Origin of the sequence: Paenibacillus sp. FSL R7-0273 (assembly GCF_000758625.1) — a bacterium.
GTDB lineage: Bacteria > Bacillota > Bacilli > Paenibacillales > Paenibacillaceae > Paenibacillus_AQ.
This window is the reverse complement of record NZ_CP009283.1, coordinates 5280275-5299248: the sequence shown is the minus strand read 5'-3', so window position 1 is coordinate 5299248 and position 18974 is coordinate 5280275. Positions and strand designations below refer to the sequence as shown.

Genomic DNA, 18974 nt, shown 5'->3' with positions numbered 1-18974 from the left:
GGCGTTATAGTAATGGAGTTTTAAAACATACAGGGAGGCTTTCTAAATGAATGTATTGAAAAATAAAGACTTTTTGTTTAAACCCTTTTCATTAGCCAACTTAATTGTACCAACTCGAATCGCTATGGCACCTATGACAAGAGAATTTTCTCCTAATGGTATCCCTGATGCTAATGTAGCTGCCTATTATCGCAGAAGAGCTGAAAATGGGGTCGGATTAATTATTACAGAAGGCACAGCTATTGATCATCCAGCAGCTGTAAGTCATCAAGATATCCCCAAATTTTATGGAGAAGAGGCGCTTAAAGGTTGGAAAAAAGTGGTAGATGAAGTTCATGAAGCAGGCGGAAGGATTATTCCTCAGTTATGGCATGTCGGTGGTGCGCGTAAAGTGGGGGATCGCCCAAATGCGGAAGCATTACCGGTTAGTCCATCTGGCTATGATTTGTTTGGAAATAAAGTGACAGAGCCACTATCCACTAATGAAATCAGTCAAATTATTTTCTCATATGCAAAAGCGGCATCAGATGCTAAAGAAATCGGATTTGATGGTATAGAAATTCATGGCGCACATGGATATCTTATTGATCAATTTTTCTGGAAGGAAACAAATCTTAGAACTGATCGTTATGGTGGGGATATTGTTGGCCGTACCACCTTTGCTAAAGAAATAGTAGAAGCTTGTCGAGAGGCTGTAGGGCCGGAATTCATGATTGTGTTCAGGTTCTCACAATGGAAGTTAGGAGATTATGAGGCAAAGCTTGCCTATCATTCTGGGGAGCTTCAGCAGTTGTTGCAACCAATTTCGGAGGCAGGAGTTGATGTATTTCATGCTTCAACCAGACGGATTTGGGAGCCTGCGTTTTCCGATGAATCAGATACACTGAATCTAGCTGCTTGGATCAAAAAACTAACTGGGAAACCAACGATCGCAGTTGGTTCCGTAGGTTTAGACCATGCGTTTATGTTTGAAAGTGAAGCAGCCAATGAAAAAACTGTTTTTGAAAACCTTGATAAGGTTATTTCGAAGATGCAAAATCATGAATTCGATCTGATAGCGGTAGGAAGAGCACTTTTAGCCGATCCAGAGTGGGCAGTAAAGTTTAAGAATGGTCAATTAGAGCAAGCTAAGCTGTTCTCACAGTCCTCTTTAAATACATTGTACTAATAAGAAAAAAGAGCATGAGACAAAACTTGTACAGTAGAAATAAGTAAATAGAATTTACCTTAAAGACTGCTAGCATAAAGATACTGAAAAATGTAAAATTCAAAAAGATTTCCATCACTCAAAATTTGGTGTTGGAAATCTTTTTGAAATTAGAATTTTTATTTGAGAACTTGAATTTTTGAACCGAGCGAAGGAATGAGGCTAATGTCATGTTCCAACTTTGATATATTATTTAATATTCGTATCAAACAACAATTCATGAAGATGCCGTGTATCCATATATTCTTCGACTAGTGTTATACCAATTTTTCCTGTATGAATCGAGAAAAGTAATCGATTATCATATGTCTTTGTTGAAGAATTAGTCGCCTTTGCATGAATCTCTACAAAAGCTCTATCGCCATCCGCAAAAATACCCAGTAATTCAACCTTTCCTTCTCCACCTTTTGCTACTGGTGATACTGCCATGAACAAGTCACCAATCTCATCAGGTCCATATTTACGAGCAATAGGAAACCCTTCTTTTTGTCCTAATACTCTCCAGCCGGCATCATTACCTTCGAATAAGTTAGTAATACCTTTAACATTTCCCGTACTTAGATATTCAAAAAACTTTTTTGCTAATTCTCTGGAGTGTTCGGTTTTCTCGTTTAACATAATATGGTTCCTCCTAATATTAGTTTGCTAAATTTAATTATGGTAAAGGTATGGCAGTAATCAAATTGTTATTTAGTCAGTGAGATAATCAGACTTGGGATGGACAACAATTAGATCGGCAATTTCAAATTACAGAAAGGTCGAAAGATTGCTTCCAAACACAAGTGTTATTTAACGAGTTCGTCATTATAGGTGGAGCACATCTTCAGATATTATTCTTTACAAAAATGCTCTGAAAATTCTTGATGAAAAATTAAATTATACGTACATACTCATTTATCACTCCTTTATTTATATTATAGAACTAATTAGTTCCGTAATTGGACTATAACAGAAATAAATACAGAAATCAATATTCTCGATTTGTTGTAGTAAGGCTTTGTGGTGAACACTATATCAAAAGAATTTCAGTCACAAATAAATACGGTAATATTGCGTTTCGTAAATAAGTTTGTTATAATCCAATTACAGAACTTGATAGTTCTACATATAAACGATATGGAGAGTGAAAGACAAGATGAAAAATAGAGTAACAGAAATTTTAAATACAAAATATCCACTGATACAAGCACCGATGACTTGGATAACAGATGCAAAATTAGTAGCAGCCGTATCTAATGCAGGGGGATTAGGCATTTTAGGACCAAATGCTGGACAACATACTTTAACAAGCGACCCAATAGAAACAGCAGAAAGAATGAGAAATGAAATAAGAAAGACGAAAGAGTTAACCAATCATTCGTTCGGAGTAAATATCATTTCAGGTGGAGAAAATAGTGATAAAGATAATCCATATGTTAATGAAATATTAAAAGTAGCCTTTGAGGAAAACATTAAATACTTTGCAATTATTGGTGGAGAAATAAATAAATCGCTATTTGATAAAGTGAAAGAAAATAATGGAGTAATCATATTTAGACCAATAACACCAACACCAGCAATGATGAGAGAAGCAGAGAAGGCAGGAGCCGACTTATTAGTTGCGACAGGATTTGATGAAGGTGGAGGCCTACCAGGGAAATCTCTTGGAACATTTACTGTGGTACCGACAATGGTAGATTCGGTAAACATTCCAGTATTAGCGGCTGGCGGAATAAACGATGCCCGTGGAGTAAAAGCGGCCTTGGCATTGGGAGCAGAAGGTGTGTACATGGGTACAAGATTTATTGCAACTCAAGAAGCACCATCAGCACATGAAACAAAAAAAGCGATATTAGATTCAGGTTATGAAAATATGGAATTGATAGGAGGTACAATGCGTTCAATCTTAACTAAACACGCAGAAAAAATACAGAGAAAATATGAAAATAATGAAGATACAAGCAGAGATGTATCCGGTGGTTTTAGAATTGGAATGTTAGAAGGCAAGCTTGATGAAGGGATTGTATCAGTAAATACCGGAATTGATGTAATAAAAGACATACCGACGGTAAAAGAGCTGGTAGAAAGATTATTTGAAAAGTAGAAATCAACAACATAAACACTCTGTTGAACTTAAAGGGGGGAAGGCTGTCGAAGAAGTATCGACAGCCTTTTCTGTGCTTTGCAGCGCATAGTGCCGAAGCTGAAAGTCCGAATACACCGATAAATGGCGAAAACACTTAGCTGACTAATAGTGCATTGTCCATGAGGAATTGTGCGGGAAATTAGAAGGCATAACCCGGAACATACGGTAAACAGCCGATATTTATTCGATGAAGTTTTTATATTGGAATGGAAAGGGCTTTGTAAGCCTGAACCAGCTATTTTCATTAGAGTTTTGACGTAACTAGGAGTGGAAGCAAATGAGGCACTTTTCGTAGAAGATTATCCCGACAATTATAAGAGCGAGCCGAGAGTTAGGTATTAAGGTTGCCTTAAAACGAAATGTTACAGTATCCTCCGGTAGTGTTGATACCGAATTAATTATTGATGATTTAGGAGAATTAACCCAATATGTTCTAAGCTAAAGGGAAACGCTAGTTCAACACGGCTTACAGATTATTAAAACCTCTCCTTAGAAGCAAACTAGATTTAATAGCTTCTAAAGGGGAGGTTTTGTTATGAACTTAAGTGAATTGTGGAGGTTGTATGAAGCTGATAAGCGCATTCAAGGATTCAGTACGAGAACATTAAAAGCATACGCCCTTCAGCACAAAATGTTGATGCAAGAGCTTGGCAATCTCGATATTACTGAAGTGACGTTAACCACGCTGAAGGATTACTTGGCAAAACAGGCTGATCGTTTGAAGCCAAGCAGCCTGGGTCATCGAATTAGGTTTGTTCGTTCTCTTTTCCGTTACGCTTATGAAGAGACGTATCTGACTTCAAATCCTTCTCTAAAACTGAGAGAACCAAAATTAGATAAGCGCATTCCTGAGTTTTTAATTGAGGAAGACGTCATACACTTAAAGATCTCCTGTCAGTCACTCAGGGAAAGAGCGCTGCTTGAGTTACTCTACAGCACTGGTTGCCGGGTTGGGGAGGTGGAAAAGATCAACATCGAGGATCTTAACTGGGAGAACTGCTCAGCAATCGTTAATGGCAAGGGATCAAAGCAAAGAGAAGTTTACTTTACGACAGAGTGCAAAGTATGGTTAAAGAAGTACCTGGCCAGCCGTGAGGACTCCTGCAAAGCCTTATTTGTTACCGGAACGAATCCAACCAAACGAATGGCCATACCTACGATCAGATGGGCCTTAAAACGGCTTGCAGATCGTGGAGAAATTGAAGCGAACGTATACCCGCATCGCTTTCGACATACTTATGCATGCCGGCTCCTTGGTGCTCCATTAGATTTCATCCAAGGTATGCTCGGTCTCGAGAAAGCATCTACCACTCAAATCTATGCACTGCTCCGCGGCGAACGCCGGAGAGAACTATATCGACGATTCTTTTAGTTTTTTGAACAGTGGCGGATCCCATTTAGAAATCCGCCGCTGTTCAACTAAAGGGGCAGATAACGCTAATGACGCCATTGATATCGTCAATAAAAAAAGCATCTGTGCCCAGATGCTTGGAATTATTAATAAGAGTGGATCTGCCGCAAGAAAGACTCTCACCAACAAATGTTCACATTGTTCCAAAAGTTATCTTGCAAAAACTGATTCGTGCTTGTGGGAACATTTCCAGTCAATTCTTGAAATGCCGTAGAAAGCTGAGCATACTCCCCGTTAGCTGAGGCGGTATCAAAAGAAGCAAGAGCTTCTGCCACAACCTTTGGTAAGTTGAAGGATTCATAGACGGCAACCAACTGAGGGGTTTGTTGCGGAACGTATTCGATTCGTTTCTTTGCGATTTCACCCAAGATATTAGCGATGTCATGGCCGGACAGTGCCTTGGGCCCAGTTAGGTTCATCGTACGATTCTCTGGGCTTGGGAAAGCGAGTGCAGCTGCGGCAGCAATCGCGCAATCATTACGGGTCACGTACGCAATTTTGCCTTCACCAATTGCAGCTGTATATTGACCAGTCGCTACAGTGTGCGTCAGTGATTGCAATATGTTTTCGCTGTAAAGGTTATTGCGAAGAATCGTATAGGAGAAACCACTGTTTTTAATGGCCTCCTCGGTAGAAAAATGGTCTCCAGCAGTTACATTTGCAGTACCCGGCTCAGGGTTAAAGAACGACGTGTAGACAATATGCTGTACACCGGCTTTAAGAGCGGCTTTTAATGCATTATTGTGCTGTTTAATCCGCTGTCCTGGTACCTCAAGTGTATCTGTACTCACCAACAAAAGGCGTTTAGCATCTGCAAAGGCATCGTCTAATTTATCTGGTAGATCAAAATCAGCTTGTCGAACAATAACCCCGCGATCAGTTAGATCCATCAGTTTTTCAGGTTGACGTGTCGTTGCTGCAATGGGGCCTTCGTAATGATCTAGAAGATACTCTACAGCTAAGCGCCCTAGTTTTCCACCTGCACCTGTAACCAATACTAATTCTTTTGATGTGCCCAATTTCAATTCCTCCTGGTATAGGGTACTTATTTATAAGCACAGTTTACAAAAACGCTACTGACACAAGAATGTCAGTAGCGTTTCATCATTTTTTCAATTTCTTCTTCTCTGACTCGATTCTTAAAGGAGTCAGGCTCGATGACCACTGCATCTCCGCCCCAACTAAGGACCCAAGGGAGAAGTTCTTCTGGATGGCGAACGCGAAAGACGACAAAGTAACCATTCTCAAGATACTCAGCTGTTTCCATATAGTAGTTTTTCGCCTCTATCACTCTATCAGCAACCTCTCGATTAAACAGCACACTCACTTGAATGATACGATCATCCTTTAGCCTATAGCCTTGAAGGTTGAAATCACTGGGGAGTTGGAATACTTCATCCACTATGCTAAGATCATTAATCCGAGAGACCTTGAAATGGCGAATATCCTCCTGCAGATCGCAAGCTGCAACCAACAGCCAACCATTTTGCTCATCAAGAACCAATCCGTATGGCGCTACAGTTCGTAAGGTTTCGCGCTTTCCATCGGACCCGGGTACACGTTTATTGTATGAAAATCCAAGTTTTTTGGCCTCTCGTATTGCTTTTTGGATCGTGGCCAGATTTGTCTCCTCTCTTTCCCTAAGTTCAGACTTTTCCTTGTGGAGCAAACGGATGTTACTTCTTATCTTATCCGCTTCCCCGCGAATCGGTTGTGACAGAATGGCTTCAATTTTCCTGCGGGAAGAACGAGCACTCTTGTAGTAAGTAGTATTAAAACGCTGTTCTACGAATTCAGCGCCAGACAGAAGTGCTACAGCCTCCTCTACCGTAAAACTGACTGGCGGTAGGAAGTAGCCTTCCATTAAGGAATACCCTAATCCTGTCGCACCTATTATAGGAACGCCAGCTTCACTAAGAACTTGAATATCACGATAGATCGTCCTTATGTTAACTCCTAAAGATTCTGCTAATTCCTCTGCTTTAAGCACTTTTTTTCGTTGCAATTCTAACACAATCGCTAACATTTGCTCTGTTTTATTCAACTATACCTACACTTCTCAAGGAAAAAACACTTTTCAAGTCTTATTTGTACATTCACTCATCCATAATATCCCTTGTAGTCTCGAAATAACGTATTAGGTTTACCTCAGTTGGAGTTATTTTGAAATTAATCTGCCACACTTCTACACCTTGTTGGATGGAGGACTGTACGTTTTCTCTGATATAGCTGCTATGTTTCCCATCTGACGAACCAATAAATCTTGGACTATCATAGATGAAGCATACTAACAGGATTGCCTGGTCATTTTCATTTAAACTTCCCGCAAGTTCACCAATGTGTTTAATAAAACGTTCAAAGGAAGTAAAGTCACTTCCTTCCGCTGTATCAATGTGTTCTTTTAGCTCGATCTGTAATTGTACAAGAGGAGTTTTCACCTCAATATAGGTGTTGCCTACTAGGAAATCAAGTTTAGAGTTACCAAGTTTTTGTTCCCTCTTAACTAATTCACCACCACTTACCATATCGGAGAGTTGACCGCTTTTAAGAAAATGTTCAACATATCTGTTAGCAGCATTCTGATTTATTCCGATCCATGATTTATTAACATCCGAAGGCTTCTCGAGCGAAATAGCTTCAACTGTATATAGCGTTTTTCGAGTTGAGTCCTTACTCTTTGAAAGCAGGCACGGAATATCACGAAATGAAATGTTACCAATACGACCCGTAGTGGGACAATGGCAATCATAAATTACTCCGTTAACATCAACCTCCATAATAAATCGGTTCCGACGTCTACGAATCAGACCCTCAACGAGGGGGGGTTCAAACTTGAATGGGAAATTTTTGTTTTCCAGCATAAATACATCTCCTCAGTTCATTTCTTCATGCAGAATATAATACATATCATTTTCGGTTTTCTATAACTGAAGTATACAAAACGCTACTGACAACTGAATGTCAGTAGCGCTTCATTTCAAAAATGTGCACTAGCGGATGAGTGTCTTTGTAAAGGTGGCGACTTCATTTTCGGTCAATCCGTCAAGAAGTAAACAATTTTGCTCAGAAAGCAGATTCTTCATCCCCCTTAATTAAATCGATGGCCTTAAATGCTGGTATTCAAAATGCGTTTATATTCGCTCTAGCAGCTGGCCTCACTGGTCTGATGATTCTAGTATTTATTAAGCGCATTAAAATAATACGGGGGAGACAGTGAATCTAGATAAGCGTAAAGAATATTGGGGTAGAGGTTGATATTGAAGAGAGAGAAAATCATTTAGAAACTGTTTGGAAGAAACAAACCAAAAAATATAGAAATGCTACTGACAGACTGTTGTCACTAGGGGCTTGTATAGTTAAGACATATAAAACGAATGCGAGGTTTTTAAATGAATTCAAACGAAACTAACAATGCACTTAAGATTGCTCATACGTATTTTGAGGCCATGGCAAATCGGGACGTCGAAAAGATAATGACTCTCGCTGCCGACGATATTGCTTGTAATTCTCCGGTAGGCCAGCTTGCAGGCACTCAATCTTTTCGCGGTTTTCAAGAGGGATTTGCCCGAATGATTGAAAAGCTAACACTCGTTACTGCGCTCGGTAATGACCAACAGGCTGTAATCATCTATGAGTCGGACACGCTCCCAGTTAAAAATGCGATTGTGGCAGAATACATTACTGTGAGAAACGACAAGATATCCTCGATCCAAGTGATTTATGACGCGACTCCTTTCGCAGCATACATGGCGACACAAGCAAAGCACTGAAATCAAAGTCTTCGTTAGATCATTGCGCTAACGGGAAACGCTAGTTTAATACAGCAGGCGATTAAAACCTCCCTTTTGAAGCAATCCAGATTTAATAGTTTCTAAAGGGAGGTTTTGTCATGAACTTAAATGAGTTGTGGAGTTTGTATGAGGCTGACAAACGCATTCAAGGATTCAGTCCAAAAACAAGTTCTCCATGATCTGCAAGCCGTTTTATTGCCCACCTAATCAGTTTGAATTTTTATTAATAAAAGAGGGGTTTGTGGTATTATATTGTAATTATGGATTATTTCAAATTGGGGGAATCAAAATATGGAACGTAAAATTCAACTAATGGAAACCTGCGTAAATATCGACGTTGGAAACTCACCTTTTTTAAAATTAGATAACGGATTGCAAATTCCATACTCTTCAATCACAGGAATAACAACGGGTAGACCGATACCAGATGCTTTTAAACTATATGGTGCTTTATTTCGGGGAATGAGAAATGGGTTATTTAGATCAAATGGCAGTTATCAACTGCACTTTTTTGAAAATGAGCTTGAAACTCTTCATTTAGATTTGGATAGCTTTAAAGTTGGTAAGTTCAAAATATCAAAGTTGATCATTGGTGTTAAAAATCCTGAAGAAATAAGTAAAAATATTTCCGAAAGAGTGAAGTGATCATTTGTTGATGAACGGTTCTTTGAACAAACGGAGCATTATTCTCATATTCTCCATACTTCTTCTCCGTTTTGTTGCCCTGGCAACAGAGGGATAGCGGATACTTTGTTATAATCATCATTGAGAAATATTCTCATTAGTGATATGTATGGTATAGCTAACTATCTTACGGAGGCGAAAAGATTGAAATACATCTATATATTTGTTGGATTTGTGTGTGTGGGCCTCGGTGCTGCAGGGGTGTTTTTGCCAGTATTACCTACAACGCCATTATTGCTGCTGGCTGCCTTTTGCTTTTCCCGCGGCTCAGAGCGGTTTCACGGGTGGTTTTTATCTACCGGACTTTATAAAAAGCACTTAAAGAGCTTTGCCGAATCACGCTCCATGACACTGAAAGATAAGGTGCTTATCCAGGGCTTTGCTTCGACGATGCTGCTTATTGCTTTTATTATTACTGACAGTACGGCATTCCGGATTCTGCTGGTTACTGTAGCCATCGGGTTATATTATTATTTTGCCAGACATATTGCAACCATCCGTGTCGACCGCCTAAAAAGCCCTCAAAGTTGATGAACGGCAGGCTGCCCGCTCCGGCAATTGGATTGGACTGCTCTGTACTATTGCTGCTGTTCTGTATGGCTTATAGGCCCGGATATACCCGGAGCCTTCCGGTACTCGCTCGGGCTAACCCCCATCAGCTTGCGGAAAATCTCCCGGAAATGGGCGGTGTCCTGGTAGCCGATGCTTTTGGCGATGTCTGGCATTTTGCGGCCGGTTTCGATTAAAAGGTGGCAGGCCAGCCCGATCCGTTTATGCTGCAGATAATCAGAGAAGCTCATGCCGGCCTGCTGCCTGAACAGGCGGATAAAATGCCGATTGCTTATGCCGGCCTCAGCGGCCAGCTGCGAGAGGGTCAGCGGCTCGGCGATGTGGAGACTGATATACTGCAGCAGCTCTGACCACTCGCCTGAATTCACTTGCGGGGAATGCCCCGTTTCCTTTAACTCCTCCGTCTGCTGCTTGACCAGCCGTGCAATCCGTACCGAGAGCTTCAGCAGCCCGGCGAACAGGCTGGCCTCAAACCCCCAGGGCTGCCCGGTATACTCCCGGTACATGCTCTCAAAGGCTTCGCCAAGCTCTAGCCCCCTGTCTTCAACGGCAATATAGCTGCCAGGCTCCCCGGTAAAAATAAACAGCGGTTCGCCGCCGCTCCCGTAATTCCCCATCCAGGCGCCCAGCTCAGCGGCAAATTCCGGCAGTACGCACAGATTGTATACGATCAGCGGATTCCGGGCGGAGGTGCTGGCAGGCCGGAGAATATGCGAGGTGCCTACGGGCAGGTGATACAGGCAGCCCTTGCCTGTTTTTTCAACCCGGTCACCGATGTAATGATAGCCTTCTCCCGATGTTACATAGACGATTTCAATATAATCATGGCTGTGTGCCCGCAGCTCAAAGCCCTCAGACCAGCGGTTAAGAAACAGCGGAAACCCTTCCTTAAAATGCTCGGATACACTGGATTGATGGACAGGCGCTTTTGCTGCTTTTTGCTTACCGTTCCTTAAGAATAAGTCACTATTGTCCATGTCTAATGTCACTTCTCCCTGCATCATCTTCTGTCCGCCTAGTATACACTTAGGCCTATCAGAAATGAAAGGGGTAACAAATATGGAGACACATCCAATAGAGCAGGCTGCCGCCTGGATCTGGTATCCGGGGGATTTTGAAATCCGGCTGCACGAAAAAATGTCTGTAGCGCGCAGAGCACGCGGTGTCACTTATCCCGCCTTTTGGCGGCTTGACCGCCATTACAGCAACATCAAATTCCGCTATACGTACGACCTGCCGGAGGAGGAGCACATTACTGTTTTGGCAGAAGGCAAGCTCTCGCTCTATCTGGACGGCAAGGACAATTACCGCTCGAACAAGTCCTCGATAACACTTCCGGCAGGACGGCATCAGCTTGAGGTCAGTGTGTACAATGATCTAGAGGCACCGGCCCTATACATTAACGGGAACAACCTCCGGACCGGACCGTCTTGGGAAGTGACCTCTTACCAGAATGATTGGGTGAGTGCAGGCTCGTGGATTTTTGATCAGCCGGACAGTCCTCCATCGCAGTATGAGCTTGATGTGTCACCGCTGGAAGCAGTCTCTATGGAGCTAAAAAACGGTCATCCGCTGGCTGATTTCGGGCGGGAAACGTTCGGCTACCTGCGGCTTCATAATCTGACAGGGACCGGGACAGTGCGGCTGTATTTCGGGGAGTCAGAGGCAGAGGCGCTGTCGCCGGAGGAGTGCGTTAACCTGGATGAATTCACTGTCGGTGACGGGACTGCAGCCGGACAGAGTGAGGACGGGACATATACTTTAGAAGAGGCCAGAGCCTTACGGTATGTATGGATTCACGCAGACGGGGATGTACAGTGGGAACGGGTGTCGCTGCTGTATGAGTATGTACCGGTAACCTATCGCAGCTCTTTCCGGAGCTCAGACTCCCGGCTGGATGAGATTTATAACATGTCGCTGTATACGCTGCATTTGAACACCCGAGAGTTTTTCCTGGACGGCATTAAGCGTGACCGCTGGGTATGGTCGGGCGATGCTTATCAGGCGTTCCTGATGAACTATTACAGCTTTTTTGATCTGGATGTGACCCGCCGGACGCTGGTTGCGCTGAGAGGAAAAGATCCCGTGACGATGCACATCAATACGATCCAGGATTACTCCTTCTACTGGTTTATCTCCCTGTATGATTATTACCTCTACACCGGGGATTTCGGGTTCATCCGCCAGTATTACGACCGGGCTGTTTCGCTGATGGACTTTTGTCTGCAGCAGCGGAATCCGGAGGGTTTTGTGCAGGGGAGAGAGCAGGATTGGGTATTCGTGGATTGGGCAGATTTCAGCAATACGGGTGCGGTCAGTACAGAGCAGATTCTATTCGTGAGGGCCCTGGAGGCAATGAGTATTTTCGCGTCGCTTATGGAGGATGAGGATGCTTCCGCACGTTATGGGACAGTAGCTGAAGAGGTTAAGGTCAAGACGCTGTCGGTCTTTTGGGATGATTCGAGGGGCGGGCTGCTGCACCACCGGGTAGACGGGGAGACACAGCCGGTGTTGACCAAGCATGCCAGCATGTTCGCGATGACCTACGGTTATCTGTCACCTGAGCAGAAGGCGAGCGTTGTCCAAAAGGTGATGCTGAACCCGGAGGTTCCTAGAATCAGAACGCCGTATATGCGGTTCCATGAGCTGGCGGTGCTCTGTGAGAGCGGGGAGCAGGAGTTTGTCTACAAGGAGCTGCAGTCTTATTGGGGCGGGATGATGGATCTCGGGGCGACCTCCTTCTGGGAGGAATATGATCCTTCGCTTGCTGCGGATGAGCATTACGGAATGTACGGGATGCCGTTCGGCAAAAGCCTCTGCCATGCCTGGGGAGCGGGCCCTGTCTATCTGCTCGGAAAATATTTTCTTGGCGTCCGGCCGCTGACACCGGGTTATGCCACTTACACAGTAGAGCCGCAGCTTGGCGGCCTTACGTGGATGGAAGGAACCGTTCCGGCCGGGCCTGGGGACATTGAAATCTATATGGATCAGGAAAAGATCAGAGTGCGGAGCACGCATGGGCAGGGTGTGCTGAAGTATACCCGCGGCGGGCAGACTCTGGAAGCTGCGATCCCGGGTAACGGGGCTTGGGTTGAGGTTGGTTTGGTTTAAGATGTGCGGCATGTGGCTTGGAAACAAGCAGAGCATTAATCCCCGTTGCGGCGAGTGATGCTCTGCTTTTGTAGTGCGGAGTAGAAAAAGCCTATGTAATACCAGGTTTATTTATAGTGGTCGGAGTAGTTGCCATCTTCAAAAATTACTTCAGCGCTCAAGGCGGTCCATTCAGCCGGAGAAGCCTGCGGATGCAGATCAAGGTAGGAGCGGACCATTTTGTAGCCCTCACTGTACCCGTAGGCATACGGATATTCGTCCCCGTTCCCGTACAGAATCTTCGATTGTATGTCATAGTCGGTTCCCAGTAAATAGGGCTCCGTCCGGAACCAATACTCCTTGTTATATTCCGGATAGATAACAGTTGATTCAATATGCGGATAAATCAGCTTTTCAAACATAACTGCTTTGCCTTCAAAAATGAGGTTATCCAATATCCGGAAATGTGTATCCGGGGTGAGATGGTTCTCCGCCCAATAGTGATGATGATATTCATGAGCGATCCCGGCCCGGAGCAGGTCATCTGTAAAATAGTAATTATACAGAACGATGATCTTTCCGGATCCTGCAGTTATCATCGGGTGTTTGTTAGATACTGTCGGAAATACACAGACATTCACCGGCTCCTTACCCGGCAGGATGTCGGATGATTTCAGCAACGCCTCCTGTATAATTTCGTTCATATTATACTTCCGCATATGTTCCACTAGTTGGCTCAACTCATTTAGACGGTCAGGTGCCTCATTCACTTGGTCATCAACCATATATGCGAATTCAGCATCCTGGAAGCATGAGCGATACACAGGATCAACAACCGTTTTTTTATAAATAGATAACAGATTTGGATTAGAGCCGGTTTTAGCTTCCGCAATGTAGTCAGCAAATAACTTGTATACACTGATAATGTTAAATTTCTGGCCGTTCTCCGCGTTTGTAAAAGTATAAGTGAGCTCATCTGTAGGCTTGGCCGGTTGTTGGAACAAATTAAGCGATAGAAAAGCTGCCGCTGCTATCAATACCGCTGCCGACATAGATAGTATGAGTTTGCGCAAGCTGAATAATCCTCCAGTTAATTTCCTGTTTTTATTTCTGTAACCAATTATATGTAATAATAATTTATCAGTAAATTCCAGGTCCGGCAAGAATAATAAAAGACATCAGGCAGAAGTGCTGTTGTAGCTCCTCTTTCTGATGCCTGAACGGGCTTCCAATTATTTTATTTACCGGTACTGTTCTTATATTCACTCGGGGACAGTTTCACAGCGGTAGGCAGAATAAACCACGCAGCCAATACTGCGTGGTTTTGCTGTTTAAAATAGACTGCCCGTAACCTTATGCGTCAGATGCTCAATTCTCGGCTTCATCAGGGCATCGTCAATGGCGGACAGCTTATCAGCTTTGAACAGCTGGATTTTTTTGAGCTGATAATAGTCCGTTAATACCTGCTCTACCGTCAGCTGATTGGTCATCAGATATTTAACATTCAACATTCCGCGCAGAAGCTCATCCTGCATAATGAGGATTTTACCGTTCAGATCATGAAAAAGGCCTCTGCGGATTCCTTCTTGATAGTAGGCCAGGATTTGCTCCTCCCGCTGCTGCATGCCTTCAGTGAAACGGCTGTGCCATTCAGGGTAGCTGGTTTCAAGGTCCTTCAGGAAGACCTCTGTAAAATAGACGATCAGCGAGACGGACTGCTCGAACATTTGCTGAAACCGGATGCCGAAGCTCTCCTCAGACTCCAGAGAGGATGAGGCCGTCTGTTCATTCATGTACTCAACAAAGCCTTCGACAATGTAGCCGATAATCTCCTCTTTCGTGGAAAAATATTTATATAAAGTAGCTCTGCTGACCTCCGTTACTCTGGCGATTTCATCCATCCGCACGGATTGCAGCCCGTTTTTCCGCAAATAGGGCAGCAGCTTGGTGATCAGCCTGGAGCGTGTTTCTTTTATTTTATCCGAGTTCTTTAAAGATTTGTTCAACATCAAAACCCCCTCATGCTGTATTATAACCTGAAATTTCATAGAATAGATTCAATGTGTACAAAATAAACAAAAAACATAAAAAGTGTTTACTTTGTATTTGTTGCGTGTTAAGCTATCTTCCGAAGCTAATCCATGAAAGAGAGGGAATTGTAGGATGAAAACGCAAAAACTCGGCAATAGCGATTTGGTCATTTCTTCTATGGGACTAGGCATGATGGGGATGTCTCCGGGCATATACGGCTCTGTAGACGATGAGGAATCCGTAAAAACCGTACACCGTGCGCTGGAGCTGGGAGTTACGCTGCTGGATACTGCAGACACTTACGGGAATGGACACAATGAGGAGCTGCTGGGCAAAGCCTTGAAGGGCCGGAGAGAGCAGGCTGTGGTGGCGACCAAGTTTACCTTCGGACCGAACTGGGAGTTTATCGGAGGTCATCCGGATTACGTGAAAAAGGCCATCGATGACAGCCTTCGCCGTCTCGGCCTCGATTATATCGACCTGTATTACCAGCACCGGGTTGATCCCAATGTGCCGATTGAGGAGACTGTAGGAGCAATGGCTGATCTCGTAAAAGCGGGTAAGGTCCGCTATCTGGGTCTTTCCGAAGCGGATGCTGCTAACATCCGCCGGGCGCATGCCGTACATCCGATCTCAGCGCTGCAAACGGAATATTCCCTGTGGAGCCGCGAGGTTGAAGAAGAAATTATACCAGTAGTAAATGAGCTGGGGATTACTTTTGTAGCCTACAGCCCGTTAAGCAGAGGGTTTATCACCGGAGAGCTTCAGAAATTTGAAGACTTCAAGGCAGATGATATGCGCAGAATCCTGCCGCGCTTCCAGGGAGACAACTTCCAGAAGAATGTAGACATTGTAGACAAGCTCGGAGAAATTGCCGGAGAAAAGAACTGCTCCGTTGCCCAGCTCGCCATTGCCTGGACGATCGCCAAAGGTACGGTCCCGATTCCAGGGACCAAACGCCGGAAATATCTGGAGGAAAATGCCGGAGCGATCGATATTCAGCTTACTGCCGACGACCTGGCGCGGATTGATGCGGTCAGCCCTAATGCATTCGGGGGACGTTATCCGGTTGCGGAGTAACAATATAAAGTAAGTTAAACAGCTGCTTCCCGTTCGGGTTAGCGGCTGTTTTTTTATTGTAAGGGGGGAGTGTACTCTCTACCTGAAGTTTTCTGCGTAATTTGTATGATGGCAGAGTGGACCGGTAATTTATTTACATATTGGCTCTTATAATGGAGCCAATCTATTCATATAATGGCTCAATGTTACTAGACTATTACCGGAGGAGTGCAGACTGATGTTTAAAGGTTTATCCGCATTTCCGCTTACCCCATTAGATGAGACAGGTATTAACGAAAAAGAGTTCACCCCTTTGATAGAACGCTTGGTTTCAGCAGGTGTGGACTCGATCGGAGTGTTGGGTTCAACAGGGAATTATGCCTATCTTACCCGGGCACAGCGTGAACGGGTTTTACAGCTTGCTGTCCAGGCCGCAGGCGGAGTACCTGTAATGACAAGCATAAGCGCGCTCCGGACGCTTGATGTGCTGCACTTGGCAGAGGATGCGCAGCAAGCTGGAGCAGGTGCACTTATGTTATCTCCGGTATCGTATCAGCCTTTAACGGATGAAGAGGTTTATCATCTGTATGAACAGGTGACCAGCCATTTGTCCGTGCCGCTCTGCGTATACGATAATCCTAATACCACACATTTTCGTTTCAGCGATGAGCTGCACGGCAGGATTGCTCAGCTTCCCCATGTCCGGGCAATAAAAATTCCCGGGGTCCCTGCCGGGGCTGAAGCAGCCAGTTTGCGTATAGAGAATCTGCGTGAACTCGTTCCATCCCGTGTGGCGCTTGGAATTAGCGGAGATCCAACTGCAGCAGCTGGTTTAAAGGCAGGGTGTGAGGTTTGGTTCTCTGTGCTGGGCGGCCTGCTTCCCAAAACCTGCCTGCAGCTGACCCGTTTGGCTCAGGCCGGACGGGAGGAGGAAGCAGAGCAGATTTCACTGCGGCTCGAGCCTTTATGGGTGCTGTTCCGCCAATATGGAAGCCTGCGCGTGGCCTCAGCTATTGCACAGCAATTAGGCTTTATTTCAGAGCCGGCTCTTCCGCTGCCGCTGTTACCCTTGAGTCCAACTGTGAATGAGCAGCTGTCATCAGCGTTACGGGATATTAGAGTGTTAGAAGGTGAAAACTAGCCGGTCACTGTTCGCACATAAATAGTCGCCTCCTTGGGGAGGCGGCTGTTTTTGCGTGGACGTAGGTGTAACCTATACCCCGGATTAAGGGTGAAATCCCACTAAACCGGCCCAACTATCCGCCAACGAGCCTGCCAAGTGGAAAAATCCCACTAAATTTCCTCAACCGCCAGCGGACGAGCCACATTAAAGGGAAGAATCCCACTAAATCGCCCCAACCGCATGCGAACGAGCCGCATTAAAGGGAAAAATCCCCTTGAATCGGTGAGACCCCCTTATCCCGGAGTCCTCAGTATAAAACCGGTACTTGTCGTAGCTATGCTCTTTATTTCGCTTTTTTCCTCGGCCAGAAGAAGGCGGACCGGTCTTCTAGGCCCATGACCCACTCTGAAAATTCAACCGGTGGCATGTTGCGAAGGCTGGTGTGCATTCTCCGGTTGTTGTAGAAATCCATGTACCGGTCCACGGCTTCATAGGCCTCGTCGAACGTTTCGAATGCCTCTTTACGGAACAAATCCCGATCAATATTACTGTGGAACGATTCAATAAAAGCATTTAAATCCGGTGTTCGAGGCGGAATGCGTTCATGAGTCATTTCCCAGCTTTCACACATGTCACCAAACAGGTGGCTGACGAACTGTGGGCCGTTGTCGGTGCGGATCACCGGGCGTGCACTGTCCTGGGCGCAGTGCTGCTCCATGGCGCGTCCCAGCGTCTGGCAGGCGTGCTTGGCCTCACACGACGATCCGCGGTGGTAGCCGACGATGACACGGGTAAACACATCGATAATGCTCAGGACGAAGAAATGCCGGTCCCGGCCCGCCACGTACCCGTACTTAATGTCCATCTGCCAGAGCTGACCCGCTCCGGTAATAACCCGGTTCTCCGGCAGCTTCCGGGGATGCTTAAAGCGCTTGTGACGCTGGGGCTGCAGGATCTCCAGCGCCTGACACAGCCGGTAGCTTTTCTTGTGATTGAGCTTAAGGCTGTGCTGGTTCCATAAGCACTTGGCCAGGAGCTTGTACCCGTACACGTGCTCTTCTCCAGCGACCAGTTCCAGAAGCATTTCCTGGATCTGCCCGTCGCTAATCTTCTCTCCAGACTCGGTCAGGGAATAGCCGGGTACGGGTCTTCCGCGCCCCTGAGGTACGGCCTGGGCATCCTGTGACTTGCGTTTCTTACGGTCGTAATACGTAGACTCTGCTAGCCCCACGAGACGTAGTACCAACGCTGCTTTATTCCCCTGCTTAATGAACATATCGGCTACCTCGATTTTTTCGGATAAGCAGGGGTTGGCTTTTTTAGCAGTTCACGCAAAATCTCAATCTCTAGCTCCTTTTCACCGAGGATCTTCACAGCCTTCTCGTATTTCTGCTCGACATCCAGCAGGCGTTTCAGTTCCTCCACCTGATCTTGGGGATACGGATGATCTTGTTCCCCATGGGCTTCCCGGTAATCTCTCACCCACTGATTCACCGTCGATGGGGTCACTCCATACTTTCGGGCAACCACCGCTGCCTTAATGCCAGACAACACCTCTTGCGCGGCCTTCTCTCTTGTTCCTGTTAAGTGTCCCATACCGTTCATCCTCCTCCTGTATCTAGTCTACATTTTTGTGGGGGAGGACTCCAACTTCTTTAGGGGGCTGTGGAGGAATCGCCTCAACCGCCAGTGGGCGAGCCCCACTAAGGGGAAAAATCCTCTTAAATCGGCGCAACCGCCGCAAACGGGCCCCGTCAGAGGGAAAAATCCCACTAAATCGTCTCCACCGCCTGCAAACGAGCCCCACTAAGGGGAAAAATCCCTTTAAATCGGCCCAACTGTCCGCAAGCGAGCCCCACCAAAGGGAAAAATCCCCTTAAACC

18 protein-coding genes are annotated in these 18974 nt (G+C 45.2%); 9 read left to right on the top strand and 9 right to left on the bottom strand.

Going from position 1 to position 18974, the window contains the following annotated elements; translation table 11 throughout:
- The first annotated feature begins 46 nt into the window (after positions 1-46).
- Positions 47-1168 carry an NADH:flavin oxidoreductase gene (locus R70723_RS22895; RefSeq protein WP_039875686.1) on the top strand — a complete coding sequence of 374 codons (1122 nt, stop codon included), beginning with the start codon at positions 47-49 and terminating at the stop codon, positions 1166-1168.
- A 228-nt stretch (positions 1169-1396) separates the two neighbouring features.
- On the opposite strand, the gene R70723_RS22890 is transcribed toward R70723_RS22895, so the two are convergent.
- Positions 1397-1825, bottom strand: a complete 429-nt coding sequence (locus R70723_RS22890; protein ID WP_039875684.1) for a nuclear transport factor 2 family protein — start codon at positions 1823-1825, stop codon at positions 1397-1399.
- A gap of 517 nt (positions 1826-2342) precedes the next feature.
- Here R70723_RS22890 and R70723_RS22885 point away from each other — a divergent pair.
- Both R70723_RS22885 and R70723_RS22880 read left to right on the top strand, forming a co-directional pair.
- A complete protein-coding gene (locus tag R70723_RS22885) occupies positions 2343-3290 on the top strand; it encodes an NAD(P)H-dependent flavin oxidoreductase (RefSeq protein WP_039875681.1) in 948 nt (315 codons plus the stop codon).
- Positions 3291-3867: 577 nt separating this feature from the next.
- Positions 3868-4704 carry a tyrosine-type recombinase/integrase gene (locus R70723_RS22880; RefSeq protein ID WP_039875679.1) on the top strand — a complete coding sequence of 279 codons (837 nt, stop codon included), beginning with the start codon at positions 3868-3870 and terminating at the stop codon, positions 4702-4704.
- A gap of 158 nt (positions 4705-4862) precedes the next feature.
- Here the strand turns inward: R70723_RS22880 and R70723_RS22875 are convergent, their stop codons facing one another.
- From R70723_RS22875 to R70723_RS22865, 3 genes are all read right to left on the bottom strand, one after another.
- A complete protein-coding gene (locus tag R70723_RS22875) occupies positions 4863-5762 on the bottom strand; it encodes an SDR family oxidoreductase (RefSeq protein ID WP_039875676.1) in 900 nt (299 codons plus the stop codon).
- Positions 5763-5833: 71 nt separating this feature from the next.
- Entirely contained in the window at positions 5834-6787 is a 954-nt protein-coding gene (locus R70723_RS22870; RefSeq protein WP_039875673.1) for a helix-turn-helix transcriptional regulator, read from the bottom strand.
- Positions 6788-6839: 52 nt separating this feature from the next.
- Positions 6840-7604: a DNA/RNA nuclease SfsA gene (locus R70723_RS22865; protein ID WP_039875670.1), complete on the bottom strand. Its 765-nt coding sequence runs from the start codon at positions 7602-7604 to the stop codon at positions 6840-6842.
- 528 nt (positions 7605-8132) lie between these two features.
- Between R70723_RS22865 and R70723_RS22860 the strand changes: the two genes are divergently transcribed.
- The 3 genes from R70723_RS22860 (at position 8133) to R70723_RS22850 (ending at position 9749) form a co-directional block, all read left to right on the top strand.
- Positions 8133-8513, top strand: coding sequence for a nuclear transport factor 2 family protein (locus R70723_RS22860; RefSeq protein WP_039875667.1), 381 nt, complete (start codon positions 8133-8135; stop codon positions 8511-8513).
- A 312-nt stretch (positions 8514-8825) separates the two neighbouring features.
- Positions 8826-9179 carry a hypothetical protein gene (locus R70723_RS22855; RefSeq protein WP_039875664.1) on the top strand — a complete coding sequence of 118 codons (354 nt, stop codon included), beginning with the start codon at positions 8826-8828 and terminating at the stop codon, positions 9177-9179.
- A gap of 183 nt (positions 9180-9362) precedes the next feature.
- Complete coding sequence (locus R70723_RS22850; RefSeq protein WP_039875662.1) at positions 9363-9749, top strand: YbaN family protein; 387 nt, start codon at positions 9363-9365, stop codon at positions 9747-9749.
- A gap of 47 nt (positions 9750-9796) precedes the next feature.
- Here the strand turns inward: R70723_RS22850 and R70723_RS22845 are convergent, their stop codons facing one another.
- Positions 9797-10792 carry an AraC family transcriptional regulator gene (locus R70723_RS22845; RefSeq protein ID WP_231574767.1) on the bottom strand — a complete coding sequence of 332 codons (996 nt, stop codon included), beginning with the start codon at positions 10790-10792 and terminating at the stop codon, positions 9797-9799.
- A 55-nt stretch (positions 10793-10847) separates the two neighbouring features.
- Here R70723_RS22845 and R70723_RS22840 point away from each other — a divergent pair, with 55 nt between their 5' ends.
- Positions 10848-12899: an alpha-L-rhamnosidase-related protein gene (locus R70723_RS22840; RefSeq protein WP_081957464.1), complete on the top strand. Its 2052-nt coding sequence runs from the start codon at positions 10848-10850 to the stop codon at positions 12897-12899.
- 107 nt (positions 12900-13006) lie between these two features.
- Here the strand turns inward: R70723_RS22840 and R70723_RS33810 are convergent, their stop codons facing one another.
- Both R70723_RS33810 and R70723_RS22830 read right to left on the bottom strand, forming a co-directional pair.
- Entirely contained in the window at positions 13007-13582 is a 576-nt protein-coding gene (locus R70723_RS33810; RefSeq protein ID WP_179088028.1) for a DUF2268 domain-containing putative Zn-dependent protease, read from the bottom strand.
- Between the two features lie 627 nt (positions 13583-14209).
- Complete coding sequence (locus R70723_RS22830) at positions 14210-14887, bottom strand: TetR/AcrR family transcriptional regulator (protein WP_231574766.1); 678 nt, start codon at positions 14885-14887, stop codon at positions 14210-14212.
- A gap of 154 nt (positions 14888-15041) precedes the next feature.
- Between R70723_RS22830 and R70723_RS22825 the strand changes: the two genes are divergently transcribed.
- Both R70723_RS22825 and R70723_RS22820 read left to right on the top strand, forming a co-directional pair.
- Complete coding sequence (locus tag R70723_RS22825) at positions 15042-15989, top strand: aldo/keto reductase (protein ID WP_039875655.1); 948 nt, start codon at positions 15042-15044, stop codon at positions 15987-15989.
- A 217-nt stretch (positions 15990-16206) separates the two neighbouring features.
- Positions 16207-17109 carry a dihydrodipicolinate synthase family protein gene (locus R70723_RS22820; RefSeq protein WP_039875654.1) on the top strand — a complete coding sequence of 301 codons (903 nt, stop codon included), beginning with the start codon at positions 16207-16209 and terminating at the stop codon, positions 17107-17109.
- Between the two features lie 325 nt (positions 17110-17434).
- Here the strand turns inward: R70723_RS22820 and R70723_RS22815 are convergent, their stop codons facing one another.
- Both R70723_RS22815 and R70723_RS22810 read right to left on the bottom strand, forming a co-directional pair.
- Positions 17435-18367 carry an IS3 family transposase gene (locus R70723_RS22815; RefSeq protein ID WP_052421140.1) on the bottom strand — a complete coding sequence of 311 codons (933 nt, stop codon included), beginning with the start codon at positions 18365-18367 and terminating at the stop codon, positions 17435-17437.
- Between the two features lie 5 nt (positions 18368-18372).
- A complete protein-coding gene (locus tag R70723_RS22810; protein WP_052421141.1) occupies positions 18373-18687 on the bottom strand; it encodes a helix-turn-helix domain-containing protein in 315 nt (104 codons plus the stop codon).
- Positions 18688-18974: the final 287 nt, after the last annotated feature.